This is a genomic window from Gallaecimonas pentaromativorans (assembly GCF_003751625.1).
Lineage (GTDB): Bacteria > Pseudomonadota > Gammaproteobacteria > Enterobacterales > Gallaecimonadaceae > Gallaecimonas > Gallaecimonas pentaromativorans.
In genome coordinates, this window is the sequence record NZ_RJUL01000002.1 from 240,070 (window position 1) to 265,539 (window position 25,470).

Sequence of the window (25,470 nt, forward strand, 5' to 3'; positions counted from 1 at the left end):
TTTACCTCGATAATGTGATCATCGGCGCAGCCGGTGCAGCGCCTTTTCTAGCTAAAAAGCACGGTCTTTGCCCTGCTTCAATGTTCGTGCGGCCCAGGCAAATCAAGGCCTGGCCGACATCTGGCATACAGAATGACGCGCCATTATAGCGGCGGTTTTCGGGAGAGTCGAGGAAGGGGCAACAAAGCTGGTCAATTCTGCAACAATGCAGGGTTTCAGGGCTCTGGCTGGCGATAAGGCAGCTGTTCTGTGAGGGCGTCGCGATACTCGGCAAGGGCCGCTTTTTCTTCTGCCACAAAATCGCCGACCGCCTCAAAAAAGCCCGGGTGGGCCAGCCAATGCTGTGACTGGGTCACCACAGGTTCAAAGCCGCGCGCCACCTTATGCTCGCCCTGGGCGCCGGCATCAAAGCGGACAAGGCCGTGGCGGATACAATATTCAATGCCTCGGTAATAGCAGCATTCGAAATGCAGCCGGTCAAAATCGCCTAGGGCGCCCCAATAGCGGCCATAAAGGGTGGTGCTGTCTTTTAAGAACAAGGACGCCGCTACCATTTCTTCGTCGTCAAAAGCCGCCATTAACAGTAACTGCGCGGGGAGCGCCGCCCCCAATTGGTGGAAAAAGGTGTCGCTTAAGTAGCCACCGTGGCCGCTTCGAATAAGGTAAGTGCGCTGGTAGAAAAGGTAGAACCGCTGCCAGAGCGCCGGGGTGATATCGCTTCCTTCAAGGGTGCGAACCTCAAGCCCTTCACAGGCAAGCTGGCGTTCTTTATTGACCGCTTTGCGCTTTCTGGACTTAAAGTTAGCCAGAAAATCCTCAAAGCTTTGGTAGCCCCGGTTAAACCAGTGAAACTGCACCCCTTCGCGGGTCTGGCTCCCCTCACCTGCCAGCCGCGCTTCTTTATCAAAAAGCACATGCCAGGACGAGGCGCCCAGGCGCCGGGCTTCAGTAACCAGCCCCTGATGAATAACCTCAGCAAGCTCGGCGGACCAATGCCTTGTGAGCACCCTTGGGCCGACCGCTGGGGTAAAAGGAATGGCGGCCACCAGCTTGGGGTAATAGCTCAGGCCATGTTGCTGGTAGGCCTGGGCCCAGCCTTGGTCAAAGACGTATTCGCCGTAGCTGTGGCTTTTAAGATAAAGGGGCATGGCGGCCACCAGCGACTCGCCGTCCAACACCAACAGATGATGAGGCTGCCAGCCGGTGCCCTCGCCTACGGCGCCACTTTGCTCCAGCGCCGATAAAAAACCGTGCTGAATAAAGGGGTAGTCGGTGTCGCCAAGCAAGGCATTCCACTGCTCGGCAGGAAGCTGGTTTATGGCATTGATAAAACGAATATGCAGCATGGCAGGCCGGCGTCAGGGCAACAGCCGAAGAGCTTACCAAGGATCGTTTAAGGAGGAAAAACAAAGCAAAGAAAGAATGGGGTGGACGATGGGACTTGAACCCACGACAACCGGAATCACAATCCGGGGCTCTACCAACTGAGCTACGCCCACCATAGATACCTAAATGGCACGCCCTACAGGATTCGAACCTGTGACCCACGGCTTAGAAGGCCGTTGCTCTATCCAACTGAGCTAAGGGCGCAAATCCTTCAGACACACAGTACAAGGCCTGAAAAGCGGAGCGCATCATACAAATATGCCAGGGCCCGGTCAACCGCCACGAGAGCATGGCCTAAGCCCCTATTCTTTGAGACAATAGCGCCGCCCAAGCCCACTAAAACGATTTCCTCAAGGATTATTGCTGCATGTCTGCTCAAATCATCGATGGCAAAGCGGTTGCTGCTTCTGTTCGTGAAAAGGTAAAAAATGCCGTAGCCCAGCGCCTGGCTCAGGGAAAACGTCAGCCCGGCCTGGCGGTGGTATTGGTTGGCTCCGACCCCGCCTCCGAAGTCTATGTGGGTTCCAAACGCCGCGCCTGTGAAGAAGTGGGCTTTTTATCCAAATCCTTTGACCTGCCGGCCACCACCACCGAAACCGAACTGCTGGCCCTGATTGACGAGCTCAACAGTGACGCCAGCATTGACGGCATCCTGGTACAGCTGCCCTTACCTGCCGGTATCGACGCCACCAAGGTGCTTGAGCAAATTCGCCCCGACAAAGACGTGGACGGCTTTCACCCTTATAACGTTGGCCGCCTGGCTCAGCGTATTCCGGTGCTGCGCCCCTGCACCCCCAAAGGCATCATCACCTTGTTGGAAGCCATCGATTACCAGCCTCATGGCAAACACGCGGTGATTGTCGGCGCCTCCAATATCGTTGGCCGCCCCGCCACCCTGGAGCTGCTGCTGGCTGGCTGCACCACCACCACCTGCCACCGCTTTACCCAAGATTTGGAAGCCCACGTGCGCCGCGCCGACATCCTGGTGGTGGCGGTGGGTAAATCCGAGTTTATTCCCGGCCACTGGGTGAAAGACGGCGCCATCGTGGTTGATGTGGGCATCAACCGCCAAAGCGACGGCAAGCTACGCGGCGACGTGGGCTATGAAGAAGCGGCCAAGCGGGCCAGTTTTATTACCCCGGTCCCCGGCGGCGTTGGCCCGATGACGGTAGCTACCCTGATGGAAAACACCCTGGAGGCGTGCGAACGTTTTCATGACGCTTAAGGAAAAGCTCAACGAAATCATCTTTGGATACAGCACGCCTGCCGGGCGTGCTTTTGATCTGTGCCTGATCCTTGCCATCGTCTTTAGCGTACTGGCGGTGATGCTCGATTCGGTGGCCGGTATTCACCAGCATTGGCGGGTGGAACTGGCCGCAGCCGAGTGGTTCTTTACCGGCCTTTTCACCCTCGAATATTTAACCCGCCTTTATTGCTGCTCCAACCGCTGGCGCTATCTGTTCAGCTTTTACGGACTGGTGGATCTGTTATCCATTACCCCCACCTATCTGGCACTGCTGATCCCCGGTGCTAACACCCTGCTTATCGTGCGCATCCTGCGGGTGCTGCGGGTGTTTCGGATCTTAAAGCTGATGGAATACTCCACCGCCTCCCAGCGACTGGTGCAGGCTCTGGTGCAATCTGGCCCCAAAATATTTGTGTTTTTTGCGTCCCTGCTCGGCACCGTCACCGTTTTTGGCGCCCTGATGTACCTTATCGAAGGACCAGAGAACGGCTTTACCAGCATCCCACGGAGCATGTATTGGGCCATCGTTACCATGACCACGGTAGGTTATGGCGATATCAGCCCGCACACGCCCCTTGGCCAGGCGCTGGCCTCCATCGTGATGTTGCTGGGGTATTCGGTGATTGCCGTGCCCACCGGCATTTTAACCAACGAGTTGGCCCGCCAGCGCTACAGCAAAACCTGCCATCAATGTGGCCGCGGCGGCCATGAGCCAGACTCGCACTTTTGCCGCCACTGCGGCGCCCGCATGTAACCATTAAAAAAGAGGCCTTGGCCTCTTTTTTAATTCAGGTCCGAAAAGGGCAAGCCCGCCGCACCACGCTTTTTCATCATAAAAGCCCATTGATGAAGGAGAGATGCAATGCACCATCACCGCCAGCAGGCCTTGGCCAACACCTTTCGCCAACATCACCAGCAGCCGCTGCTGCTACCCGGAGTGTGGGACGGTGCCAGTGCCCGGCTTTTTGAAAAAAGCGGCTACTTGGCCCTCGGAACCAGTAGCGCCGCCATGGCCTACAGCCAGGGATTACCAGACGGCCAGCAACTGACCCTTGGCACCATGCTCGCTTCCCTGGCGTCAATCATCAAAGGTACCGGCCTGCCGGTCAGCGTCGATATTGAAAGCGGCTATGCCGATCTTAAAGCAACGGTTGAGGCGGTGCTGGAGGCCGGCGCCGTTGGCATCAACCTCGAAGACAGCCTGCCAGGCCAGGGGCTGCTCAGCGCCGCGGCGCAGTGCCAGCGCCTGACCCTGACAAGAGATACCGCAGAGCGCTTTGGCCTGGCACTTTTTATCAATGCCCGCACCGACACCTACCTACTGGGCGCGAATAACGCCCTTGAAGAGACCTTTAGCCGGGCAAAAGCCTACCAACAGGCTGGCGCCGATATGCTGTTTGTGCCGGGCATGAGCAACCCGGCCGACATCAAAGCGCTGGTAGCCGCAAGCCCCTTGCCGATCAACCTGATGGCCCTGCCCGGCTGCAGTGCCGGTGATTGGTTTTCACTGGGGGTAACCCGGGTCAGCCTGGGCCTTGGGCCAATGCTCGCGGTACTGGGGCTACTTGATGCCATGGCGGCGCAGACCTTGAGCCTTGGCCGCTGGCCCTTGATGGACCAACACCATTTTGGCTTTGCCGAAGCCCAGGCCCTTTTTGCCTGAAAAAAAGCCCGGCACTGCCGGGCTTTTCTTAATGTCAGGCTTTTCGCCAACTGGTGCCCTGTGGGCCGTCTTCAAGGGTAATACCAAGAGCGGTCAGGGCGTCACGAGCGGCATCGGCGGCTGCCCAGTCACGGTCATGGCGGGCCTGGTTACGCTTGGCGATAAGGCTCTCGATATGGGCCACGTCCAAGTCGTTCTCATCCCCTTTTAAAAACGCTTCAGGGGCTTTTTGCATGATGCCAAGTAGGCTACCCAAGTGCTTGAGGGTAGCGGCCAGGGCGCCCACGTCACTACGCTCTTCCTGCTTGGCCTTGTTGAGCTCGCGAGCCAGGTCAAACAGCACCACCAGCGCTTCGGGTGTGTTGAAGTCGTCGTCCATGGCGGCATCGAACTTCTCGGTCCAGGCACTGGCCTGGGCTGCGCCCTCAGGGGTGTCGCGCAGCGCGGTATAGAGGCGCTCAAGACTGGCGTGGGCCTGGTTGAGGTTGTCTTCGGAGTAGTTGAGTTGGCTGCGGTAATGGCTGGTCAGTAGGAAATAACGCACGGTTTCGGCGTCATAGACTTTCAGCACGTCACGGACGGTAAAGAAGTTGCCAAGGGACTTGGACATCTTTTCCTTGTTGACCTGCACCATCCCCGAATGCAGCCAGTAATGGGCAAATTCCTTGCCGCTGGCGCAGCAGCTTTGAGCAATTTCGTTCTCGTGGTGCGGGAAGGTGAGATCCGAGCCGCCACCGTGGATATCAAACACCGGCCCCAAATGCCGAGATGACATGGCCGAACATTCGATGTGCCAGCCTGGGCGCCCTTCGCCCCAGGGTGAGGCCCACTTCGGCTCACCGGGCTTGGCACGCTTCCACAGCACAAAGTCCAGCGGGTCGCGTTTGGTTTCGTCCACTTCCACCCGAGCGCCGGCCTGCAGGGCATCAAGATCTTGCCGTGACAGCTGGCCGTATCGAGGAAAGGATTTGACGTTAAACAGCACATCGCCGTTGCCAGCCTCATAGGCATGACCGCGCTCGATAAGGGTACTGACCATATCGATGATGTCGTCCATGTGCGTCGTGACCTTGGGCTCGATGTCAGGCGGCAAGGTGTTGAGAGCGGCAAAGTCTTCGCGCATCAGGGCGGCGAAGCGCTCGGTCAACGCCTCGCAGCTTTCGCCGTTTTCGTTGGCACGCTTGATTATCTTGTCGTCTACGTCGGTGATGTTGCGAACATAAGTGACATCAAAGCCCTTATGACGCAGGTAACGGTTGATGACATCGAAAGCCACATAGGTGCGGGCATGGCCGATATGCATCAGATCGTAAATGGTGATCCCACAGACATAGAGAGACACCTTACCGGGAACAAGAGGTTGAAAGGTTTCTTTCTCGCGGCTTAAGGTGTTGAAGACTTTCAGCATGACAACCGTTGGTTTTGGCAAATAATGGCCACATTGTATTGCGAGTGGCTGGTTGCGTCACCGGCAAATTAGGTAGAATGCGCCTCGACAAGCCAAGAGGACAGAATTCATGGTTATTTTGCACACCAACTTTGGTGCCATCAAAATCGAACTCAATGCCGAGAAAGCCCCGGAAACCGTGGCCAACTTCGAGCAGTACGTAAAAGACGGCTTTTACGACAACACCGTTTTCCACCGGGTGATTGACGGTTTCATGATCCAAGGCGGCGGTTTTGAGCCGGGCATGAAACAAAAGTCCGCGCGTGCCCCTATCAAGAACGAAGCCGACAATGGCCTGACCAACAAGAAAGGCACCATTGCCATGGCCCGTACCCCGGACCCGCACTCCGCCACGGCCCAGTTCTTTATCAACGTCAAAGACAACGACTTCCTGAACTTCCAGTCCGCCACCAGTCAGGGCTACGGCTACTGCGTGTTTGGCGAAGTGGTTGAAGGCCAAGACGTTATCGACAAGATCAAAGACGTGGCCACCGGCTCCCATGGCTTCCATCAGGACGTGCCCCTGGAAGACGTGATCATCGAGCGTGCCGAACTGGCGTGATCCTGTTCATTGCCGATCTGCACTTAAGCCCGGAACGCCCCGATATTTTCGCGGCGTTTCGGCGCTTTATGCAAGATGATGCCCCCAAGGCCGAGCGGCTCTACGTATTGGGGGATTTGTTCGAAGCCTGGATAGGCGACGACGATAACAGCGAGTTTAACCAGGCCGTTATCGCCCTCTTTAAAGCGAACGCCGAGCGCGGCGTGGCGCAGTACTTTATCCACGGCAACCGCGATTTTCTTATCAGCCAGCGCTTTGCCCGCGCCGCCGGCATGGCGTTGCTGCCGGAAGAAACCGTCATCGATTTGTACGGCACCCCTGCCCTTATCCTCCATGGCGACAGCCTCTGCACCTTGGATGCGGACTACCAGGCTTTTCGCAAAAAAAGCCGCAGCTGGTTTTGGCAATGGCGCATGCAGCTGCTGCCGCTCTGGCTGCGCCGGCGTATTGCCAGAAAAGCCCGGGCCAAAAGCCAAGCCGCCAACGCCATGAAAAACGACGCCATCATGGACGTGACCCCCAGTGAGGTAGATAAGGTGATGGCTGCCCATCAGGTGGGGCTACTCATTCACGGCCACACCCACAGGCCCAACCGCCACCACGAGACCGGCGGCGAGCGTATTGTGCTGGGCGACTGGTACGAGCAAGGCTCGGTGCTGATAGTGACCGAAGATGAGATCCGGCTAGAAAGCCGTCCTTTTGAAAAAAGTGCCTGAATGTACAACTGCCAGCTAAAAAGCCTGCGGTCTTTTACTTGGCAACGCTAAAAAGGAGGCTTCACGCCTCCTTTTTTATTTAAAGACAATGCGTCATGCCGCAATCATCCTTATACATCCGCCAAATTTCGGCCCTTTGAATTAAGGCGCTTTTTATGCGGCGGCAGGTGCGCCGCTGTGAAAACGAAACTGGTTGTCGGGGCTTTGGATAAGCTCGGCTTCCCGTGCCCGAAAATAGGCGACCCGGTCGCTGATGTCGGTGCCGGCCACCTGCTTGGCGAGGGTCAGGTAATCTTGGTAGTGGCGCGCTTCGGAGCGCAGCAACGAGACGTAAAAGCGGCCGATGTCCTCGTCCAGCAAAGGCGCCAGCTTGGCAAAGCGCTCACAAGAGCGCGCCTCGATAAAGGCGCCAATGATGAGTTTATCTACCAGGGTCCAGGGTTCGTGGTCCCGCACCGCGCCAATAAGGCCTTTGGCGTAACGGGCTGCCGTCACCGTTTGATAGGGCACACCTCTGGCCTCCATCAGCGCCAATACTTGCTCGAAATGATGCAGCTCTTCTTTTATAAGGCGCACCATTTTGTCGAGGATATCGGCGCCATGGGCAAAGCCTTCTTTACTGGCAAGCTCGCCAACAAGGGCGTTTTTAGCGCCGCCAAAATCCCCGGGGGCCTTACGGTAGACAAAATCCTCATAAGGTTTGACCCAATCCAAGAGCGCCTTGCCACTGGCATTGTCCACGGCATAACGACGGATAAGCCAAATGGCGGTTTGAGCCGCTTTTAGCTCACAGTTGCAATGGTCCACCAGCAGCAGCGGCAGAGACTCAGGCTGCGTTGCCACGTCAAGCCAGGCCTTGGGCGTCGGGCAGCCCAAAAAGGCCTCTATGGGGCCAAGCAAGGATTGGTAGTCGTTGAGGCTGATGGCCATGGGCGCTCCTTTTTCCTGAGCGCGGATCCTAATCAAGCCTTAGCGCCGGGACAAGCTGGCTGGCCCATATCGGGGGCATTTTTCCTTGTGCCAGGCATATTCCCATTTGGCCAGCTGTTCAGCCAGTTGCCTTTTGAGCTTGCTGTAGGCCTTGGACTTTTGTTTTTTCTCTATGGCGGCCACTTCCTTGGCGATATGCCGGCAATCGGCGGCGAGCGCCTTGTCATAGCGAATATAGCGGTGCCCTTGGGCCGGGAATGTCAGCGCGCACAACAGCAGCAGCGTCACGGTTTTCATCACTTCCTCCTTGAAGTAAAAAAACAAAGCCCCTCAAAGAGGGGCTTTGACTAACCTGCCTTGTTACTGGGCAGGAGGTGCCACACAGACGGCGTAGAGATCCAGGGCCGACAAGGCTCCGACTACAGCGGCCTGCTCGATTTCGACCTCATCGAAATTCTGGGTGGTGTTGATCACAACCAACTGGCGGGAGCTGTCGTTAAGGAGCCCCAGCAGTTGCAAGCCCAGCAAGCCGCCGCTGTCGCTGGTTTCCTGGGCCACACCGTTAAGGTAGGTTGTCACACTCAGGTTGGTGAGCAGCGACAGGCTAAGCAGGCCGTTGGGCGAGCTCAACATCACCCCGACCCGCTTGGCACCGGTGTAGGTGTTGACGGTGTCTTCGGCGCTGGCATAAACCGAGGCCGAGACCCCTACCAGGGTGTTCATGCGGGCAGCATTGTCGATATTGGTGTCAGTAAAGTTGGCAAGGCTGGTAACACCGCACCCAACGCAAACCCCCAGTGCGCCAAGCCTGACACCACCGCTGCCGACGACGCCGGTGCCCACCATGGGCTCAAACAGCTTGCCTGTACCGCACTCGATATCGGCTACCGCGTCACAGGCATCCCCGATGCCGTCCAGATCCACATCGGCCTGGTCAGCGTTGGCTACCGTCGGGCAGTTGTCCGAGACATCAGCGACGCCATCACCGTCGTCGTCGGTGTCGCAAGCATCACCGATACCGTCACCGTCCAAATCAGCCTGGTCAGCGTTAACAATGGCCGGGCAGTTGTCGGTAGCATCGTCGATACCGTCACCGTCGCTGTCATTTAACGAGTCGCAGGCATCTCCCAGGCCATCACCATCGGTGTCAGCTTGGGAGGGGTTAGCGACGAACGGGCAGTTATCCACGCCATCGGCCACGCCATCGTTGTCATCGTCGCTGTCGCAGGCATCCCCCAGGCCATCACCGTCGGTGTCGGTTTGGTTGATGTTGGCAACCAGCGGGCAGTTATCGCTGATATCAGCAACGCCATCACCGTCGTCGTCGCTGTCACAGGCGTCACCTATGCCATCGCCGTCAGTGTCAGACTGGTCAACGTTGGCCAAGAGCGGGCAATTATCGACATTGTCGGCAAAGCCGTCGCCGTCATCGTCGCTGTCGCACACATCGCCTAGGCCGTCGCCGTCGGTGTCCAGTTGGTTGCCGTTAAAGATCAGCGGGCAGTTGTCAGTGGCGTCAGCAACGCCGTCACCGTCATCGTCACTGTCGCAAGCATCACCACTGCCATCACCATCGGTATCGGTCTGGTCAGCATTGGCAATGAGCGGGCAATTGTCGGTGCTGTCATCAATGCCATCTCCATCAGCGTCGGTATCACAAGCATCGCCGATGCCGTCACTATCGAGGTCGGCCTGGTCGGCATTAGCCACCAGTGGGCAGTTGTCCGAGCCATCGTCGATGCCGTCGCCGTCCGAATCGGTATTGGCGTCACAGGCATCACCTATGCCGTCACCGTCGGTGTCCAATTGCGACGCATTGGCGACCAGCGGGCAATTATCCGAGCTGTCGTCGACGCCATCGCCATCATCATCGTTACTACAGGCGTTGCCCACGCCGTCGCCGTCGGTATCGACTTGGGCAGGGTTGGCTATCAGCGGGCAGTTATCGCTGGTATCCATCACGCCGTCGCCGTCATCGTCGGTGTCGCAGGCATCTCCCAGGCCATCGCTGTCGGTGTCGAGCTGGCTGGGATTGGCAACCAGCGGGCAGTTGTCGCTGCCATCAAGGAGGCCATCGCCATCGTCGTCGGTATCACACAGATCCCCGGCGCCGTCGCCATCGGTGTCGAGCTGGGCGGGGTTGGCCGTTAGCGGGCAGTTATCGGCGATGTCGACAATACCGTCACCGTCGTCGTCGCCGTCGCAGGCGTCTCCCAGGCCGTCACTGTCGAGATCCGATTGTCCGCTGTTGGCTACCGCCGGGCAGTTGTCTACGTTGTCGGCGATGCCGTCATTATCGGAGTCGGTTAAGGGGTCGCAGGCATCACCCAGGCCATCGCCGTCGGTGTCGAGCTGACTGGCGTTGGCTACCAGCGGGCAGTTGTCGCTGCCGTCACTGATACCGTCATTATCATCGTCGCTGTCGCAAACATCGCCAGTGCCGTCGCCGTCGTTATCGAGCTGTGCCGGGTTAGAGTCGGCAGGGCAGTTGTCGGACAAGTCATCAATACCGTCACCGTCGGTATCGGTATCGCTGTCGCAGGCATCACCAAGGCCATCTGAGTCGCCATCGGCCTGACCGGGATTGCTGACTAATGGGCAATTATCGGTCGCGTCCAGCACGCCGTCGCCATCGTCGTCGGTGTCGCAGGCGTTCCCGATGTTGTCACCGTCGGTATCAGCCTGACCGGGGTTGGCCACCAGCGGGCAGTTATCGCTGCCGTCACTGATACCGTCACCGTCGTCGTCGCTGTCACAGGCGTCACCCAGGCCATCACCGTCGGTGTCCAGTTGGCTGGCATTGGCGACAAGTGGGCAGTTATCGGCCCCGTCGATAATGCCGTCGTTGTCGTCGTCGTTGTCACAGGCGTTGCCGATGCCGTCACCGTCGCTATCGAGCTGGCTGGGGTTGATGGTCATCGGGCAGTTGTCGGTCGCATCCAGCACTCCGTCGCCATCGTCATCGCTGTCACAGGCATCACCTACGCCATCGCCGTCGCTATCCAATTGGCTGGCGTTGGCGATAAGCGGGCAGTTGTCGGCATCGTCCTGAACGCCGTCGCCGTCGTCATCTTCGTCGCAGGCATCGCCCAAGGCGTCACCGTCGCTGTTGAGCTGCGACGCGTTGGCTATCAGCGGGCAGTTGTCAGTGGCGTTGGCAACGCCGTCACCATCTAAGTCGGTATCGCAGGCATCCCCTACGCCGTCGCTATCGAGGTCCGCCTGGTTGGCGTTGGCCACCGCCGGGCAGTTATCACTGGCATCAGACAGGCCGTCACCGTCGCTGTCGATGTTGCTGTCACAGGCATCGCCTATGCCGTCACCGTCGGTGTCGGTTTGGGCGGCATTGGCAATCAGCGGGCAGTTATCCGCGCTGTCATCGACGCCATCGCCGTCGTCGTCGCTGTCGCAGGCATTGCCGGCGCCGTCACCGTCGGTGTCGGTCTGGGCGGCGTTGGCAACCAATGGGCAGTTGTCGGTGGCATCCGCCACACCGTCGTTGTCGTCGTCGCTGTCGCAGGCATCGCCGACACCGTCGCCATCGGTGTCCAACTGGTTGGTATTGGCCACCAGGGGGCAGTTGTCGCTGGCATCGAGCACGGTGTCGTTGTCGTCGTCAGCGTCACAGACATCACCGCTGCCGTCACCGTCGGTGTCTACCTGCCCGGCGTTACTGTTGATGGGGCAGTTATCCGAGCCATTGGCGATACCGTCGCCGTCCAAGTCGGTGTCACAAGCATCACCGACACCATCGCCGTCAAGGTCGGCTTGGTCGCTGTTGGCAATGGCCGGGCAGTTATCGGCGCCGTCATCCACACCATCGCCATCGGTATCGGTGTTGTCATCACAAGCATCACCAATGCCATCGCTGTCACTGTCTAACTGATCGGCATTGGCTGCCAGCGGGCAGTTGTCGGTGCCGTCCAACACCCCATCACCGTCGTCATCAGGGTCACAGACGTCGCCAATACCATCACCATCGGTGTCCAGTTGGGACGCATTAGCAGCCAGAGGGCAGTTGTCAGCGCCATCGTCGATGCCATCACCGTCATCGTCGGCGTCACAGGCGTCACCTACCCCATCACCGTCGGTATCCAGTTGGTTGGCGTTACCGGTTGAAGGGCAGTTGTCAACGGCGTCACCTACACCGTCACCGTCGGAGTCAGAGTCGTTGTCGCAGGCATCGCCGATACCGTCGCCATCGCTATCTGCCTGGGTGGGGTTGGCCACCATGGCGCAGTTGTCGACATCATCGGTGATGCCGTCGCCGTCGTCGTCGGTATCGCAGGCATCGCCCAGGCCATCGCCGTCGGTATCCAGTTGATCCGGGTTGGCGGCAAGTGGGCAGTTGTCGCTGGTGTCTGCAACGTTATCGCCGTCATCGTCGGTATCACAGGCGTTACCTTGGCCATCGCCATCGGTGTCTAGCTGATCCGGGTTGGCTACCGCCGGGCAGTTGTCGGCAGCATCGGCCACACCGTCGGCGTCAGTATCGGTGCCAGAATCACAGGCATCGCCAATGCCGTCGCCATCAGTATCAAGCTGGTCCGGGTTAGCCACCGCCGGGCAGTTGTCGACACTGTTGGCAATGTCGTCGCCATCAAGGTCGTTGTCACAGACATCCCCCAGGCCATCGCCATCGCTGTCCAGTTGGTCCGGGTTGGCGACATTGGTGCAGTTATCCAGGTTATCCGGTACGCCGTCACCGTCGGCGTCAATACCCGGAGAAGGCGAGCTACTGTCGCAGGCATCCCCCAGGCCATCGCCATCGGTGTCCTGCTGATCAGGGTTGGCTACATTGGTGCAGTTATCGAGGTTGTCGGGTACGCCGTCACCGTCGGTGTCCAGGGTTGGCGCGGGATTACCACCGCCGTCTGCGCCGTCACTACCACCACCGCCGGCACTGCAGGCGCTCAAGAGTGCTAAGCACAGGGCAAAAATAAGGCTTTTGAGGAGCAACGGCTCCCTTTGGGTATATTGCATGGTAGCTCTCCTTAGCGCAGCGGGAACTCGAAGCCGAGGCCCAGTTGCCAGTCGAGGTAGTTGTCTTGGAAGGTGTCGTACAAGAAGCGGAACTCGGTCCTGACCTTGATTCGGGTGTCGCCAAATTCCTTGAACACCAGGCCAACCCCGGCGTTGCCAAAGACTGCGGTTTTATCGTTGCTGTCGGGCACTACGTCATTGCGTGTCAGCCCAAGACCAGCCAGCACGTAGGGGGTGGCGCCGTAGTCGGAGCTGAAGTTGTAGCGGAGATCCAGGCCAAGGCCGGATTGGTAGAAATCGGTGAAGTCGTCTTGGTCTGTTTCCAGCACGTTGTAGAAGGCCTGTGCCTCCCACACCCAGTGCTCGTCACTGGACCAACCGTATATCGCTCTGACCCCGAAACCACTGTTGTCGGTGCCGCGGTCAGTATCGGCGCCGATAAAGGTGGGCAGGACACTGACATGAAGAGATTCACCGTAACTGGCTGTGGAGAGGGAAGCTAAAACAAGGAGGGTTGCTGCGGGTACTGCGCGGACGTTGACCATAATACTCACTCCATCGAGACTCGACCTATTAGCTCTCTGGCAAAGCTAGTTAGCGAGTGACGAAAAAGAGGTATCAACCGACAAATGTTTTTTTATTGTTTTGATTTGGATAGCAGATTTAACAACCAAAGTGGCAGTTACCGCTCCTTAATCTAGAGTTAAAGGTTTAAAGATGCGCCGCCTTCCACTGCAAAATACGCTCGTGGACTTGAGGAGTGCTGGCCAACAGCAGTGCTTTGTCAACAAACCTCAGGGCCAACTGAGCTTGCCCCGACAAGTAGTAACACTTGGCCATACCCCACAGTGCTTCTTCGTTGATGTCGTCGATTTCCAAGGCTTTTTCATACAGGGTTTTGGCTTTGGCCACATGGCCATCGGCCAGCAGCAATTCGGCTTGGTCGATAAAATCAAAGGGGTTGTCTGGCATCAGCCGCGCTGCTTTCACCTTGGCATTGGCCGCTTCCAGTGGGCGCCCTTGGGCATTAAGCAACACTGAAAGGTTTTGCCACACTGATGCGTCGGTTTCATCGAAGGCAAGTACGTACTGGTATACCGCTTCTGCCGCCTTGGGCAGGCCAGCGCGGCGATAGATCACCCCCAGAAGATTGAACGTCTCGCTTTCAGGGTGGGTCATCAGTGAGGTTTTGGCAGCCCAGTAAGCCTCGGAATAATGCCCCTCGACAAGCCAATTAACCGATTGATTATGATAAAAAAGAGCAGCTGCTTGACGGTCACTTATCGGTTGCGCGCGAAAGCGATACCGCTCATAACCCTGCTGGAAATCCACCACCCGGTAACCGTTCTCGCCAATGACGTTGTTATCCCCCAAGTCCTGGGTTTTCACCCTGACATTAACGTGTTTTGACAGGGTCACTAGGTCGCCATTTCGCATCCATCTGGGCGCAATGGCCACACTTTGCACTTGGGCTGGCAATTGCCAGTAGCGCGCCGCCACGGCCGTAAAAATTGCCAACGACAAACAGTTACCCAGGCGCTGTTGCAGAGTTTCGGAGGGCGTAAGGTTCATGTCGGCGTGGTAGCGAATAGGTGTATCGAGATCGTGGAAAAGTAGTGCAAGCAAGGCTTGTAGCCGCTTTGCCCTGTCAATATCTTGCCGGTTTTTGTCAAGCAAGGCCGCTAATGCCGGGGGCACGTCAAACAGCATCTGAGGAGAAACAAGCTCAGGCCTGACACCAAAGGCATCATCCTGCCAAAGCACGTGTGGCACTTCCCTGGGCCGCTCTTGCATTGTGCTCTGGCATCCGGCGAGCACCATAAAAACAAGAACCCAAAGACGCATTAATATCACCAAAAATAAACATTTTTGTTACAATCAAGTCTAACGTCATGTCGGCCAATTTGCGCCAACAGGGCAACTCCTCCGGCCAGCTTACCCAAAGGGCCCAGACTGCATGTTCTTCCGTTATATTTGGGGGTTTTACGCCCATCCCAAGGACCAGTGGCATCAACTGGACCAGCAACAAACTGGCCCTGTCCGCAGCCTGTTACACCTGCTATTGATGGCGTTGATCCCCGCCAGCAGTGCCTTTTACTCGGTCAGTGAAATCGGCTGGCAGCGTTGGGATGGGGGACAAGTTCGGCTATTGAAAAGCCATGCCCTTTTGATGACCAGCAGCATCTATTTGCTACTCATCGGCACGGTGTTGCTGCAAGCCTGGCTGGCCAAATGGATGGCGAGCAACCTACACGCCCAAGCGTCATTCCTGCAAACCCTGGAACTGGTCGTTTTTACCGTCACCCCGCTGTTCATGGTGGGGCTGGCACTGCTCTACCCTGCGCCCTGGTTTGTTATCTTGGCGGGTTTGGCTGGCGCGGTGTACGCCATTTACCTGATGTATCTGGGCGTGCCCATCATGATGCGTATTCCGCACGAGCGAGGGGTTATCTTCGCCAATGCCCTGGTAACGTTGGGGCTGGTATTACTGGTGACCTTACTTGGGGTTATGGGGCTCATTTGGGGGCTGGGATTTGCATCGATATACGGATAAAAAAAGCGGCCCGCAGGCCGCTTTTTCTTAGGCATCTTCGTTATGAAGCTCGAGGTTGGGGTCCTCGACATTGGCCTGCTTGATTTTGGCTTTCTCTGAGCGTGCTTTGTCCAGCGCGTCCAGATAGGCCTGGTCGACATCACCGGTAATGTAGGCACCGTCAAACACCGAGGTCTCGAACTGCTGCACGGCCGGGTTTTCCTGGCGCACCGCATCAATCAAGTCGGGAATGGACTGGAAGATAAGGCCATCGGCACCGATTTGGTCGCAAATGTTATCTACTTCGCGGCCATGGGCGATGAGCTCATTGGCCGACGGCATGTCGATACCGTACACGTTGGGAAAGCGGATCTCAGGCGCCGCCGAGGCAAAGTACACCTTATTGGCACCGGCATCGCGAGCCATCTGGATGATCTGCTCGGAGGTGGTGCCACGCACGATGGAGTCGTCCACCAGCAGCACGTTTTTGCCTTTAAATTCGGCGTTGATGGCGTTGAGCTTACGGCGCACCGACTTACGGCGAATAGTCTGGCCGGGCATGATGAAGGTACGGCCGATATAGCGGTTCTTCACAAAGCCCTGGCGGTACGGCAGGTTCAAAATGCTGGCTATCTCCAGGGCGATGTCACAGGAAGTCTCCGGGATGGGGATCACCACGTCGATATCCAAATCGCTCCAGTCTTTCTTGATTTTCTCGCCCAGTTTGCGGCCCATGTGCACCCGCGCGGCGTACACGGAAATGCCGTCGATGGTAGAGTCAGGGCGGGCAAAGTACACGTATTCAAAGATACAGGGGCAGTGAACCGGGTTGTCGGCGCATTGCTGGGTAAAGAGCTCGCCGTCTTCGGTGATGTACACCGCTTCACCGGGAGCCACGTCACGCATGAATTCAAAACCTACGACGTCCAGCGCCACGGACTCTGACGCCACCATGTACTCAACCCCATCGGCACCTTCACGGCGGCCCAGTACCAGCGGACGAATACCGTAAGGGTCGCGAAAGGCCACTAGGCCGTGGCCGATGATAAGGGACATCACCGCATAGGCGCCGCGGCAGCGGCGGTGGGTTTCGCTAACGGCCTTAAAGATGTCTTCAGGCTGCAAGGAAATGGCGGTACAGGAAGTCAGGGCGTGGGCGAATACGTTCAGCAGCACCTCGGAGTCGGAGGTGGTGTTGATATGGCGGCGCGCTTCCTTAAAGAGGCTTTCCTGCAACTCTTTGGCGTTGGTCAGGTTGCCGTTGTGGGCAGCAGCAATACCAAAGGGAGAGTTGACATAAAAAGGCTGGGCTTCAGCACTGGAAGACGAGCCAGCAGTGGGATAGCGCACATGTCCAAGGCCAATATTGCCGGACAAACGCTCCATATGGCGGCGCTCAAAGACATCCTTAACCAGTCCGTTGGCTTTGCGCAGACGGAAGGTATTGTTTGAAATGGTCACAATACCAGCAGCATCCTGTCCGCGGTGTTGGAGTACGGTCAGGCCATCGTAGATGGATTGGTTGACCGGGGACTTACCAACGATACCGACGATACCACACATGTTTCGTTCCTCTCGGTTAAGGCGTTAGCCTTTGGGCAAAAAGCTGGAGCTTGCTTGCAGGTACTCAAAAAACCACTGCACCACCACCCCAAACTCGGGAATGAGTTTGGATGACTTCCACCAGGTGGAGTCGGATAACGTGGTGAAGCTGTCTACGGCAAACAGTAAGGCGGCGACAACCAGCACTCCGCGCAAGGCTCCGAAGATCATGCCCAGCAGCCGATCAAAACCTGTCAGGCCGGTTTTATCTACCAGTTGTCCAATAATGTAGGTCAAGAGGCTCCCCAAGAGCAGGGTCACCACAAACAGCAGCACGATAGCTACTGCGTTTCGAATAAGGGGGTCGTCCAGGCTGGTGAAAAGCACGGCCAGTTTGCTGTAAAAAGCGCTGGCGACGAAAAATGCCGCTACCCATACCACCAGCGACATGGCCTCCCGCACAAAGCCCCTAACCAGGCTTATCAATACAGAAAGGCCAATGATGACCAAAATCGCGATGTCGACCCAATTCATCCAGTCACGCAAACGTTTAGATTTGAAAGGCGGCGTATTCTAACCCAGACCAAGGGCCTGTGGTCAATTTACTGAAGCGGGTCATATTGGAATATGCGCCCCTTAAGGCCACTGGCGGCATTGAGCTTGGCCAGCTGCCCTTCCAGACGGCTGCGGTCGGCTTCCGGCCCCACCAGCACTTTGGACAAACCGTTCTCCTGGACCAAAAACGCCTTAAAGCCACTGTTTCTGAGCTTTTCAACGAGGTCCAGGGCCGATTGGTGATTACCAAAAGCCCCCAGTTGCACCACATAAGCAACCCCTTGCACCTTGGGCTGAGCCGGCGCTGGCGCCGCCGTTGCTGTTTTTGGTACGTTTGGTTCAATCGCTTTCTTGGCAGCTGCGGTTTGAGGTTTGTCGGTTTCGGCCGGCTCAGCGGCTTTGGGGTTATCGTCAGGCAACGGCGCGGCCTTGGGCACCTCTTGGGTGGTTGCCAGTGCATCGGCCGGATAAGTGGCAGGCTTTGGCGCCTCGCCCAGCTCCGGGCGCAGCGGTATCACCTCGAACTTTTCAGGCGTCGGCGTTTGGGGCTCTTTTAACAGCTCCGGCACGATAAGAGCGGCCAGAGCCAAAAGCACCACGGTGCCAACAATGCGGTTGGTAATCGAACTTGCCACTTCACTCCCCCACGGGCAAAACCTGAGCCACAGTGTAAAAGGAACCAAACACAATGACCACGCTGTCGGGCCCGGCCACCTTAATGGCAGCTTGCAGGGCCGTTTTTACATCGGCAAAGGTCTTGTCCTTACCCAGCAGCTTGCCAAGGGTTGCCGCAGGGGCGGCGCGGCCAACTCCGGGCAACTCGGCCGGATACCAGCAGCTTATCGCACTCATTTCGGCCAGGGTGCCGGCAATGTCTTTATCCGAGAGCATGGCGCACACCCCATGAATAACCTTACCGGGGTAGCGGCGCTCAAGCTCGGCGTTGAGATAACGAGCGGCGTGAGGATTGTGGGCCACATCGGCCAGCACCAGCGGCGAGCGGCCCAGCACCTGCATTCGCCCTGGCAACCGGGCCTGGGACAGCCCTTGGTTGATAGCATCAACCGATACCTCAAGGCCCAGCAGCGAAAGGGTTTGCAGCGCCGTTGCCGCATTGGGTAGCGGCAGCGAGGGCCTGGCATAGTCCTGGCCGTTAAAGGTCCAGCTAAGGCCTTGGTCCTCATAATGAAAATCGCGACCCACCCATTTTAGGCGAGCGCCGATACGCAGCACTTCTTCCAAAAAGACCGCGGTTGGTTGCGGCTCGCCGCACACCAGCGGCTTGCCGTGGCGGGCAATACCTACCTTTTCACGGGCCACCGACTCGCGGGTGTTGCCCAAAAAGGCCTGGTGGTCCAGGTCAATGCTGGTTACCACTGCCACGTCAGCATCGACGATATTGGTCGCGTCCAGGCGCCCACCAAGGCCCACTTCCAAAATCACCACATCAAGGGAGTGCTGGTGGCATAGCCACAGGGCGGCCAGGGTGGAGAACTCGAAGTAGGTCAGGCTGGTTTGGCCGCGCGCCTGCTCAATGGCGGCAAAGGCCTGGCAATGCTCGGCTTCGCTGAGCATTTTGCCATTGACCCTCAGCCTTTCGCGGTAATCGATAAGGTGCGGCGAGCTGTACACCGCCACCGAGTAACCTGCCGCCATCAACATGGATTCGAGCATGGCACAGGTGGTGCCTTTGCCGTTGGTGCCGCCCACCAGCAAGGTTTTGGCCGGCAGAGGCAGCAGTTTTGCGTCGTCGGCGACGCTGCGTACCCGTTCCAGCCCCATATCGATGGCGCTTTGGTGCAGGTTCTCTAAATGAAAAAGCCAGTCCGCAAGGGACTGGCCAGAAAAGATGGTCATTCTTTCAATGCCCTCAGGCAGCCGACTCGGTGCTGGGCTGCCCCATCAACTTGGCCAGCAGACGGGCGATTGTATCACGCATCTGACGGCGGTCGACGATCATGTCGATAGCGCCCTTTTCCACCAGGAATTCAGAACGTTGGAAGCCTTCAGGCAAGTCTTCACGCACCGTCTGTTTAATAACCCGGGGGCCGGCAAAACCGATAAGGGCTTTGGGCTCGGCCACGTGGATATCACCCAGCATGGCAAAAGACGCCGACACGCCGCCCATGGTGGGATCGGTCAGCACCGAGATAAAGGGCAAGCCTTTGTCGGTCAGGCGCGCCAGGGCAGCGGAGGTTTTGGCCATTTGCATCAGCGACATCAGTGCTTCTTGCATACGGGCGCCACCGGAAGCCGAGAAGCACACCATGGCACGGTTTTCCTTGATACAGGTTTCCACGGCGCGCACGAAACGTGCACCCACCACAGAACCCATAGAGCCGCCCATAAAGTCGAATTCAAAGCTCGCCGCAACCACCGGCAGGCCTTTGAGCTGCCCTTTCATGACGATAAGAGCGTCTTTCTCGCCGGTTTTTTTCTGGGCTTCGACGATGCGGTCTTTGTACTTTTTGGAGTCGCGAAACTTCAATACGTCCTGCGGCTCAAGATCACCTGCCAGCTCTTCACGGCCATCTTGGTCGAGGAAGCTGTCCAGGCGAGCGCGGGCCTTGATGCGCATGTGATGGTCGCATTTGGGGCACACTTCGAGGTTACGCTCGAGCTCGGCGCGGTAGAGAATTTGGTCGCACGAATCGCATTTGGTCCACACCCCTTCCGGGATGTTTTTGCGATCTTGGGAAACATTTTTGGTTTTATTGAGGATCTTTTCAATCCAGCTCATAAGACACCTGTAAGAGCCACGGAAACCTTATAACTCACGGCATTAAATCATAGATAAGCCGCAGGTTTTAGCAAAAACTGGTCAGCTGAGGGGGTCGGGCAGGAACAGCGGACCCGGCTGAGCCGCTGGCAGGCCAAATTGCGCCGGGTAGCTCACTTCCACTAGATACAAGCCGTTGGACGGCGCCGTGGCCGGTGCCAGGTTGCGGTCTTTGAGCGCCAGCAGTTCGGCAATGGCCGACTCAGGCAATTCGCCGTCACCCACTTTCAGCAAAGTGCCGACGATATTGCGCACCATATGGTGCAAGAAGGCGTTGGCCTGGATATCCACCACCACGTAATGATTAAAGCGGCCCACCGAAACCTTCATCACGTTACGAAAAGGGGTGTTGGACTGGCACTGAATGGCGCGAAAGCTGGTGAAATCCTGCTCTCCCAGCAGCGCCTGGGCGGCGCGGTGCATGGCCTTTTCATCCAGCGGCCGGTGGTAATGGGTCACCCCGTGGCGCAACAGGCCTGGACGATAAGGCTGGTTGACGATGATATAGCGATAACGCCGGGCGGTGGCCGAGAAGCGGGCATGAAAATCGTCCCTGACCGGCATCGCCCAGCGCACGGCGATATCGTCCGGCAGGTTGGAGTTGAGCCCCAGGGTCCAGGCGCCCTCGCCTCGCACGGCGTTGGTATCAAAATGCACCACCTGCCCGGTGCCATGGACACCGGCATCGGTACGGCCGGCGCAGAAGATCTCTACCGGCTCATTGGCAACCTTACTGATGGCCGCTTCCAGCTGTGCTTGCACGCTGTCTACTTCCTGCTGGCGTTGCCAACCGTAGTAACGGCTACCGTCATACTCGATGCCAAGGGCGATGCGCATAGTTGTTCTCGTGCTTAAATCAGGCCGGGCATTATAGCCATAAACAAAAAGCGGTGGCATCGGCCACCGCTTTTTCTAGGTCAGCTGCACTCAGCTAAGGCGCCCCAGCAGTTTAACGGCTTCGGCTTTCTCGTCCTCGGAGCCTTTGGACTGCACTTCGTCCAGCAGTTCCCGGGCCGAGGCCTGGTCGTCAATCTCCATGTAGGCGCGGGCCAGGTCGAGCTTGGAGGCCATCAGGCCGTCTTCGGCGTCGTCGCCTTTCCCCACCAGGCCTTCATAGCCCTGCATGTCGAGATCCAAAGACCACTCGTTGTAAGGGTCGTCTTCGGACAAGTCCCCTTCGCTGTCTTTCATCAGCTCGTCGATGTCGATGAACTCGTCCTTGCCGCCGGCTTTGGCGTCACTGCCTTGCCATTCCAGGCCATTGCCTTGGAAGGCGCTTTCGGCCGGTTTGGTTTGGGGGGCATCCACCTTGGGCGCTTCCCAGCTCAGGGAGTTCTCGGCAGACCATTTGTCATCGGCTTCAAGGGAAGGAAGCTCGTCTGACACGTCGTCCAACCCTGCAAAGCTCAGTTCCTCGTCTTCCAGGGTATCGTCACCAAGAACCAATTCGTCCTCGTCGGCAATATCCATGTTTGAGAAGTCGAAGTCGTCGTCATCCAGGCCTTCCAGCGCGGCTTCTTCGCCGGCCAGCAGGGCCGCGTCACTCAAGGTGACGTCTTTGCCGTCAAGTTCGGCTTCATCGAGGACGAGGCTATCCTCATCGGCACCTTCGGCCAGCGGCAGCTCGCCCGGCAACACATCGTCTTCACCGACGGCAGACTCAGCCAGCAGCAAGTCGCTGTCGCCTTCATCATCGGCCTCGAAATCGGAGAAATCGAAATCCCCTTCCAGCTCTGCGGTGTTGGCGTCGGCATCGGCGGCGCTGAGGCCATCTTCGCTCAGGCTGACATCGTCATCGCCCAGCTCAAGGTCGCCAAAGTGCAGGGCTTCTTCTTCCGGCGCGTGCGGCTCGTCTTCGAGACTACCGATAAGCTCGTCGTCTTCGGTCTCAAATTCCGGCTCGTTATCCGCGGCAGTGGCGGTGGGCTCGGCTTCGGCTTCGGCTTCGGCTTCGGCTTCGGCTTCGGCTTCGGCTTCGGCTTCGGCTTCGGCTTCGGCTTCGGCTTCGGCTTCGGCAATCAGGGGAGCATCAACGGCATCCGAGGTCAACTGATCATCGAGGCTGTTAGCAGGCGCGGCTTCTTGCTCTGGCTCAGCGTCAAAATCAGACGCTTGCTCGGCATCGTCAAAGGCCAATGCTTCCACGTCATCCATGGCGTCATCGTCGGCCAGCAGCGCTTCGGCCTCGTCAAGGGCGCTTTCAACGTCGCTGTCGTTTTGCTCATCCAGCTCCTCAGCCATTGCCGGCGTTTTATCGCCGCCCAGGGTGAGGTCGTCTCCGCTTAACAGGGATTCGGCTTCGGCAAGGGCGCTGTCGAGGTCGTCATCGCCGGCTTCATCTACCAGCATTGCCTCGGCTTCATCCAGGTGCTGCTGGGTGGCCTCTTCTTCTTTGGCCAGCCAGTCGTCCAGGTCGCCCTCTTCATCCAGGCGGATGGCAAAGTCGTCTTCTTCTTCGAAGGCATCGCCACTTGCCAGGGTGGCGCCGTCGTCAAAGGCGGGCTCATCTTCCGGCAGAGACTGGAGCATGTCATCGAGAGAAGCATCGGCCAGCGGGTCGTCTTCAATTTCGTTGTCTTGCGCCGAAGCGGCGCCCACAGCCGCACCGGCAAGGGCTGCAGCGGCGGCAATTTCCGCCTCTTCAGGCTCAGGCTGGGGCCGCTGGCGCTCAGAGAAATGACGCTCTTCACTGGCAACCGCAGGCTCTACCTTGCCACGGCGGCGCAGCACTAGGATCAGCACCGCAACCAGCAGCGCGATAACGGCGCCGATAAGACCCAGGCCAAGAGGCGAGCCCAGCAGCTGCTCAAGGGCGCTCTTTTCAACCGGCTTGGGCTGGTTGAGCTGGCTGTTTTGTTTGGCAATAACCTGGCGCAGCTCGTCTTGCAACTTGGCCTCGTCGGCCAGCTGTTGTTGCAAACTCTTGAGCTCTTCCATCATTTGGTTGACGCGGGTCTTGAGTTGCTGGTTTTCAGCCAGGACCTGCTCAAGGTTGTCGGTGCTGGAAGAAAGCTCTTTACGCAGCTGCTCCATTTCGTCGGCATGGCGCTGGGCCTGCTCGTTGAGCTTGGTTTGCACCAAAGACTCGTCCACCTTGGGCCCTTTGCTGGCCGCCTTGACCACAGCTGGCGCCGTGTCGGCAGCAGCGGCGGTTTTGACAGGCGCCTTGGCTACCGGCGCTTTGGCCGTGGTGGTGGCTGGCGCTGGCTCGTCGTGGGTGCCTTTGACAAAGCGGCTACGGGCCTCGCCGGCGTCGACCGCCTCGACTTCTCTAAGGGTCGGCACCCGCAGGATGGAGCCTTTGACCAGACGGTTGATGTCACCATCCAAGAAGGCTTCGGGGTTTTTACGCTGGATGGCGATCATCACCTGATAAACCGACACACTGGTGCCGGGGCGCAGCCGGTTGGCGATGCTCCACAGGGTATCGGTGGGTGAAATAGGCCCGTAAATCTTGCCGCCAGCGCCCTTGGTGGTGCTGGCTGGGGCGTTACTGCCAGTCAGTTGGCTGGCCGTGGCCGGGGCATTGACGGTAACGGACGGCGTGCTTTGCACCGCGCCTTGCGGGCTGCTGGCGATCGCCGTGTCGTCTTGCGGCAATACCGGCATGTTATTGCCAGGTTTGTCGTCCAGCAGCAGATCGTAATCATTACTGACACTGCCTTGCGGCAAGCCGCCCACTTGGACCTGCAACGACACAAAAGGCGCCGAGATGGCGTCATTGGAGCTCAGCACCAGATAGCGCCGGCCCTTTTCGGAGACCACGTTGGTCACCCGCAGTTGTACCCGCTGGCCTTTGGGCTCAAAAGCCTGGCGGGCTGACAAGCCGATACTGACGTTGGCCGGGTCTACCGCTTCCGGGCCAACCAGTTCGAGCCTGGCGGAAAATGGTTGATTCAAGGCGGAGCTAACCTTCAGCTCCCCCAATTCCAGTGCAAGCGCTTGGGTGCTAAGTCCAGCAGCCAAGACCAAGGCAGCAGTCCTTGATAGTTTCATGCCGATCCCCGGGACTCCTTCTGAGCCCTTCATTGTAATTGTCAGAACGAAGCTATCATAAACAAGGCTGTAACAGTCCGCCAATAACAAAAAACCGCCCCTGGGGGCGGTTTTGCCTATCGGTAGTTAGCCAGCCAGTATTCGGCTATCTGCACACTGTTGGTGGCCGCCCCTTTGCGGACGTTATCGGCCACCACCCACAGGTTCAAACCATTAGGGTGAGTGAAGTCGGCTCGCACCCGGCTGACAAACACCGTGTCCTGGCCGGCAGCATGGGTGACCTGGGTGGGATAATCGGCATCCGGCACCAATTCGACCCCAGGTGCCTGCACCAGCAACTCTTTAACTTCGTCAACATCCACCGGCTGAGCAGTTTCCAGGTGTATCGCTTCGGCATGGCCGTAAAACGCTGGTACCCGCACGCAGGTGGCGTTTACCGCGACGTTGTCGTCACCCAGAATTTTTTGGGTCTCCCAGTGCATCTTCATCTCTTCCTTGGTGAAACCGTTGTCTTGGAAGACATCGATTTGCGGCAGGCAGTTAAAGGCGATTTGCTTGGGAAACTTGCTGGGCTCAACCGGGCGGCCGCTCAGCACATCAGCGGTCTGCTTGGCCAGCTCTTCCATGGCGCTGTGGCCTGCGCCGGAGGTGGCCTGGTAAGTGGAGACGTTAATGCGGGTGATCTGATAGCGGTCGTGAATAGGCTTTAACGCCACCAGCATCTGGATGGTGGAGCAATTGGGGTTGGCAATGATGTTGCGGTTGCGATAGTCGGCAATGGCTTCGGGGTTCACTTCCGGCACCACCAGCGGGATCTCCGGCTGATAGCGGAACTCGGAGGTGTTATCCACCACCAGCACACCGGCATCGGCGGCAATGGGCGCCCAGCGTTTTGACACGCTGCCGCCAGCAGAGAAAAACGCCAGCTCCACCTGGGACCAGTCGAAGTTCTCAACATCTTCGATGATAAGGCTCTTGCCCTTGAATTGACGAGTCTGGCCAGCAGAGCGGCTGGAGGCCAGCAGGAACAGTTCGCCGACCGGGAAATCGCGCTCTTCCAGCAGTTCCAGCAGGGTGTCACCGACGGCGCCCGAGGCGCCCAGGATTGCCACGTTGATTGTCATCATTACCT

Annotated in this window: 21 protein-coding genes and 2 tRNA genes; 6 read left to right on the forward strand and 17 right to left on the reverse strand. The window is 58.0% G+C overall.

What is annotated here, in order from left to right:
- Positions 1-215: 215 nt before the first annotated feature.
- The 3 genes from EDC28_RS03960 to EDC28_RS03970 form a co-directional block, all read right to left on the reverse strand.
- Positions 216-1,346, reverse strand: a complete 1,131-nt coding sequence (locus EDC28_RS03960; protein ID WP_123420743.1) for a GNAT family N-acetyltransferase — start codon at positions 1,344-1,346, stop codon at positions 216-218.
- 77 nt (positions 1,347-1,423) lie between these two features.
- Positions 1,424-1,499, reverse strand: a tRNA-His gene (locus tag EDC28_RS03965).
- 14 nt (positions 1,500-1,513) lie between these two features.
- Positions 1,514-1,590, reverse strand: a tRNA-Arg gene (locus EDC28_RS03970).
- A gap of 163 nt (positions 1,591-1,753) precedes the next feature.
- On the opposite strand from EDC28_RS03970, the gene folD reads away from it, so the two are divergent.
- From folD to EDC28_RS03985, 3 genes are all read left to right on the forward strand, one after another.
- Positions 1,754-2,611 carry a bifunctional methylenetetrahydrofolate dehydrogenase/methenyltetrahydrofolate cyclohydrolase FolD gene (gene folD, locus EDC28_RS03975; RefSeq protein WP_050658657.1) on the forward strand — a complete coding sequence of 286 codons (858 nt, stop codon included), beginning with the start codon at positions 1,754-1,756 and terminating at the stop codon, positions 2,609-2,611.
- Positions 2,601-3,386 carry an ion transporter gene (locus EDC28_RS03980; protein ID WP_050658658.1) on the forward strand — a complete coding sequence of 262 codons (786 nt, stop codon included), beginning with the start codon at positions 2,601-2,603 and terminating at the stop codon, positions 3,384-3,386. The genes folD and EDC28_RS03980 overlap by 11 nt, the downstream gene beginning before the upstream one ends.
- 108 nt (positions 3,387-3,494) lie before the next feature.
- A complete protein-coding gene (locus EDC28_RS03985; protein WP_123420744.1) occupies positions 3,495-4,295 on the forward strand; it encodes an isocitrate lyase/PEP mutase family protein in 801 nt (266 codons plus the stop codon).
- Positions 4,296-4,329: 34 nt separating this feature from the next.
- Here the strand turns inward: EDC28_RS03985 and cysS are convergent, their stop codons facing one another.
- Positions 4,330-5,703: a cysteine--tRNA ligase gene (gene cysS, locus EDC28_RS03990; RefSeq protein ID WP_123420745.1), complete on the reverse strand. Its 1,374-nt coding sequence runs from the start codon at positions 5,701-5,703 to the stop codon at positions 4,330-4,332.
- Positions 5,704-5,812: 109 nt separating this feature from the next.
- Here cysS and EDC28_RS03995 point away from each other — a divergent pair, with 109 nt between their 5' ends.
- On the forward strand, positions 5,813-6,304 hold the full coding sequence (locus tag EDC28_RS03995; RefSeq protein WP_050658661.1) for a peptidylprolyl isomerase: 492 nt from the start codon (positions 5,813-5,815) through the stop codon (positions 6,302-6,304).
- Complete coding sequence (locus EDC28_RS04000) at positions 6,301-7,020, forward strand: UDP-2,3-diacylglucosamine diphosphatase (protein WP_123420746.1); 720 nt, start codon at positions 6,301-6,303, stop codon at positions 7,018-7,020. Before EDC28_RS03995 ends, EDC28_RS04000 begins: the two co-directional genes overlap by 4 nt.
- 153 nt (positions 7,021-7,173) lie before the next feature.
- On the opposite strand, the gene miaE is transcribed toward EDC28_RS04000, so the two are convergent.
- The 5 genes from miaE to EDC28_RS04025 form a co-directional block, all read right to left on the reverse strand.
- Entirely contained in the window at positions 7,174-7,950 is a 777-nt protein-coding gene (miaE, locus tag EDC28_RS04005) for a tRNA isopentenyl-2-thiomethyl-A-37 hydroxylase MiaE (RefSeq protein ID WP_123420747.1), read from the reverse strand.
- A 39-nt stretch (positions 7,951-7,989) separates the two neighbouring features.
- A complete protein-coding gene (locus tag EDC28_RS04010; RefSeq protein WP_050658664.1) occupies positions 7,990-8,247 on the reverse strand; it encodes a hypothetical protein in 258 nt (85 codons plus the stop codon).
- A gap of 63 nt (positions 8,248-8,310) precedes the next feature.
- Positions 8,311-12,933, reverse strand: a complete 4,623-nt coding sequence (locus EDC28_RS04015) for a thrombospondin type 3 repeat-containing protein (RefSeq protein ID WP_123420748.1) — start codon at positions 12,931-12,933, stop codon at positions 8,311-8,313.
- 11 nt (positions 12,934-12,944) lie between these two features.
- Entirely contained in the window at positions 12,945-13,478 is a 534-nt protein-coding gene (locus EDC28_RS04020) for an outer membrane beta-barrel protein (protein WP_050658666.1), read from the reverse strand.
- A gap of 166 nt (positions 13,479-13,644) precedes the next feature.
- A complete protein-coding gene (locus EDC28_RS04025) occupies positions 13,645-14,559 on the reverse strand; it encodes a tetratricopeptide repeat protein (RefSeq protein ID WP_170164019.1) in 915 nt (304 codons plus the stop codon).
- Between the two features lie 331 nt (positions 14,560-14,890).
- On the opposite strand from EDC28_RS04025, the gene EDC28_RS04030 reads away from it, so the two are divergent.
- Complete coding sequence (locus EDC28_RS04030) at positions 14,891-15,487, forward strand: Yip1 family protein (RefSeq protein ID WP_050658668.1); 597 nt, start codon at positions 14,891-14,893, stop codon at positions 15,485-15,487.
- 27 nt (positions 15,488-15,514) lie between these two features.
- On the opposite strand, the gene purF is transcribed toward EDC28_RS04030, so the two are convergent.
- The 8 genes from purF to EDC28_RS04075 form a co-directional block, all read right to left on the reverse strand.
- Positions 15,515-17,029, reverse strand: a complete 1,515-nt coding sequence (gene purF / locus EDC28_RS04035; RefSeq protein ID WP_050658669.1) for an amidophosphoribosyltransferase — start codon at positions 17,027-17,029, stop codon at positions 15,515-15,517.
- Positions 17,030-17,053: 24 nt separating this feature from the next.
- On the reverse strand, positions 17,054-17,542 hold the full coding sequence (locus tag EDC28_RS04040) for a CvpA family protein (protein WP_050658670.1): 489 nt from the start codon (positions 17,540-17,542) through the stop codon (positions 17,054-17,056).
- Between the two features lie 68 nt (positions 17,543-17,610).
- Positions 17,611-18,198 (reverse strand): SPOR domain-containing protein, encoded by a 588-nt coding sequence (locus tag EDC28_RS04045; protein ID WP_170164021.1) that lies wholly within the window; start codon positions 18,196-18,198, stop codon positions 17,611-17,613.
- Position 18,199: 1 nt separating this feature from the next.
- A complete protein-coding gene (folC, locus tag EDC28_RS04050) occupies positions 18,200-19,420 on the reverse strand; it encodes a bifunctional tetrahydrofolate synthase/dihydrofolate synthase (RefSeq protein WP_123420750.1) in 1,221 nt (406 codons plus the stop codon).
- A 13-nt stretch (positions 19,421-19,433) separates the two neighbouring features.
- Positions 19,434-20,303 carry an acetyl-CoA carboxylase, carboxyltransferase subunit beta gene (accD, locus tag EDC28_RS04055; RefSeq protein WP_050658673.1) on the reverse strand — a complete coding sequence of 290 codons (870 nt, stop codon included), beginning with the start codon at positions 20,301-20,303 and terminating at the stop codon, positions 19,434-19,436.
- 81 nt (positions 20,304-20,384) lie between these two features.
- Positions 20,385-21,239 (reverse strand): tRNA pseudouridine(38-40) synthase TruA, encoded by an 855-nt coding sequence (truA, locus tag EDC28_RS04060; protein WP_419179023.1) that lies wholly within the window; start codon positions 21,237-21,239, stop codon positions 20,385-20,387.
- Positions 21,240-21,269: 30 nt separating this feature from the next.
- Positions 21,270-24,371, reverse strand: a complete 3,102-nt coding sequence (locus EDC28_RS20090) for a FimV/HubP family polar landmark protein (protein ID WP_473087106.1) — start codon at positions 24,369-24,371, stop codon at positions 21,270-21,272.
- Between the two features lie 83 nt (positions 24,372-24,454).
- Positions 24,455-25,465 carry an aspartate-semialdehyde dehydrogenase gene (locus EDC28_RS04075; protein WP_050658676.1) on the reverse strand — a complete coding sequence of 337 codons (1,011 nt, stop codon included), beginning with the start codon at positions 25,463-25,465 and terminating at the stop codon, positions 24,455-24,457.
- Positions 25,466-25,470: the final 5 nt, after the last annotated feature.

What these genes read in the sequence shown, in the direction of transcription:
- EDC28_RS03960 (WP_123420743.1), bottom strand. Translation starts at nt 1,346, where the DNA reads ATGCTGCATATTCGTTTTATCAATGCCATAAACCAGCTTCCTGCCGAG.
- folD (WP_050658657.1), top strand. Translation starts at nt 1,754, where the DNA reads ATGTCTGCTCAAATCATCGATGGCAAAGCGGTTGCTGCTTCTGTTCGT.
- EDC28_RS03980 (WP_050658658.1), top strand. Translation starts at nt 2,601, where the DNA reads ATGACGCTTAAGGAAAAGCTCAACGAAATCATCTTTGGATACAGCACG.
- EDC28_RS03985 (WP_123420744.1), top strand. Translation starts at nt 3,495, where the DNA reads ATGCACCATCACCGCCAGCAGGCCTTGGCCAACACCTTTCGCCAACAT.
- cysS (WP_123420745.1), bottom strand. Translation starts at nt 5,703, where the DNA reads ATGCTGAAAGTCTTCAACACCTTAAGCCGCGAGAAAGAAACCTTTCAA.
- EDC28_RS03995 (WP_050658661.1), top strand. Translation starts at nt 5,813, where the DNA reads ATGGTTATTTTGCACACCAACTTTGGTGCCATCAAAATCGAACTCAAT.
- miaE (WP_123420747.1), bottom strand. Translation starts at nt 7,950, where the DNA reads ATGGCCATCAGCCTCAACGACTACCAATCCTTGCTTGGCCCCATAGAG.
- EDC28_RS04010 (WP_050658664.1), bottom strand. Translation starts at nt 8,247, where the DNA reads ATGAAAACCGTGACGCTGCTGCTGTTGTGCGCGCTGACATTCCCGGCC.
- EDC28_RS04015 (WP_123420748.1), bottom strand. Translation starts at nt 12,933, where the DNA reads ATGCAATATACCCAAAGGGAGCCGTTGCTCCTCAAAAGCCTTATTTTT.
- EDC28_RS04020 (WP_050658666.1), bottom strand. Translation starts at nt 13,478, where the DNA reads ATGGTCAACGTCCGCGCAGTACCCGCAGCAACCCTCCTTGTTTTAGCT.
- EDC28_RS04030 (WP_050658668.1), top strand. Translation starts at nt 14,891, where the DNA reads ATGTTCTTCCGTTATATTTGGGGGTTTTACGCCCATCCCAAGGACCAG.
- purF (WP_050658669.1), bottom strand. Translation starts at nt 17,029, where the DNA reads ATGTGTGGTATCGTCGGTATCGTTGGTAAGTCCCCGGTCAACCAATCC.
- EDC28_RS04040 (WP_050658670.1), bottom strand. Translation starts at nt 17,542, where the DNA reads ATGAATTGGGTCGACATCGCGATTTTGGTCATCATTGGCCTTTCTGTA.
- folC (WP_123420750.1), bottom strand. Translation starts at nt 19,420, where the DNA reads ATGACCATCTTTTCTGGCCAGTCCCTTGCGGACTGGCTTTTTCATTTA.
- accD (WP_050658673.1), bottom strand. Translation starts at nt 20,303, where the DNA reads ATGAGCTGGATTGAAAAGATCCTCAATAAAACCAAAAATGTTTCCCAA.
- truA (WP_419179023.1), bottom strand. Translation starts at nt 21,239, where the DNA reads ATGCCACCGCTTTTTGTTTATGGCTATAATGCCCGGCCTGATTTAAGC.
- EDC28_RS20090 (WP_473087106.1), bottom strand. Translation starts at nt 24,371, where the DNA reads ATGAAGGGCTCAGAAGGAGTCCCGGGGATCGGCATGAAACTATCAAGG.
- EDC28_RS04075 (WP_050658676.1), bottom strand. Translation starts at nt 25,465, where the DNA reads ATGATGACAATCAACGTGGCAATCCTGGGCGCCTCGGGCGCCGTCGGT.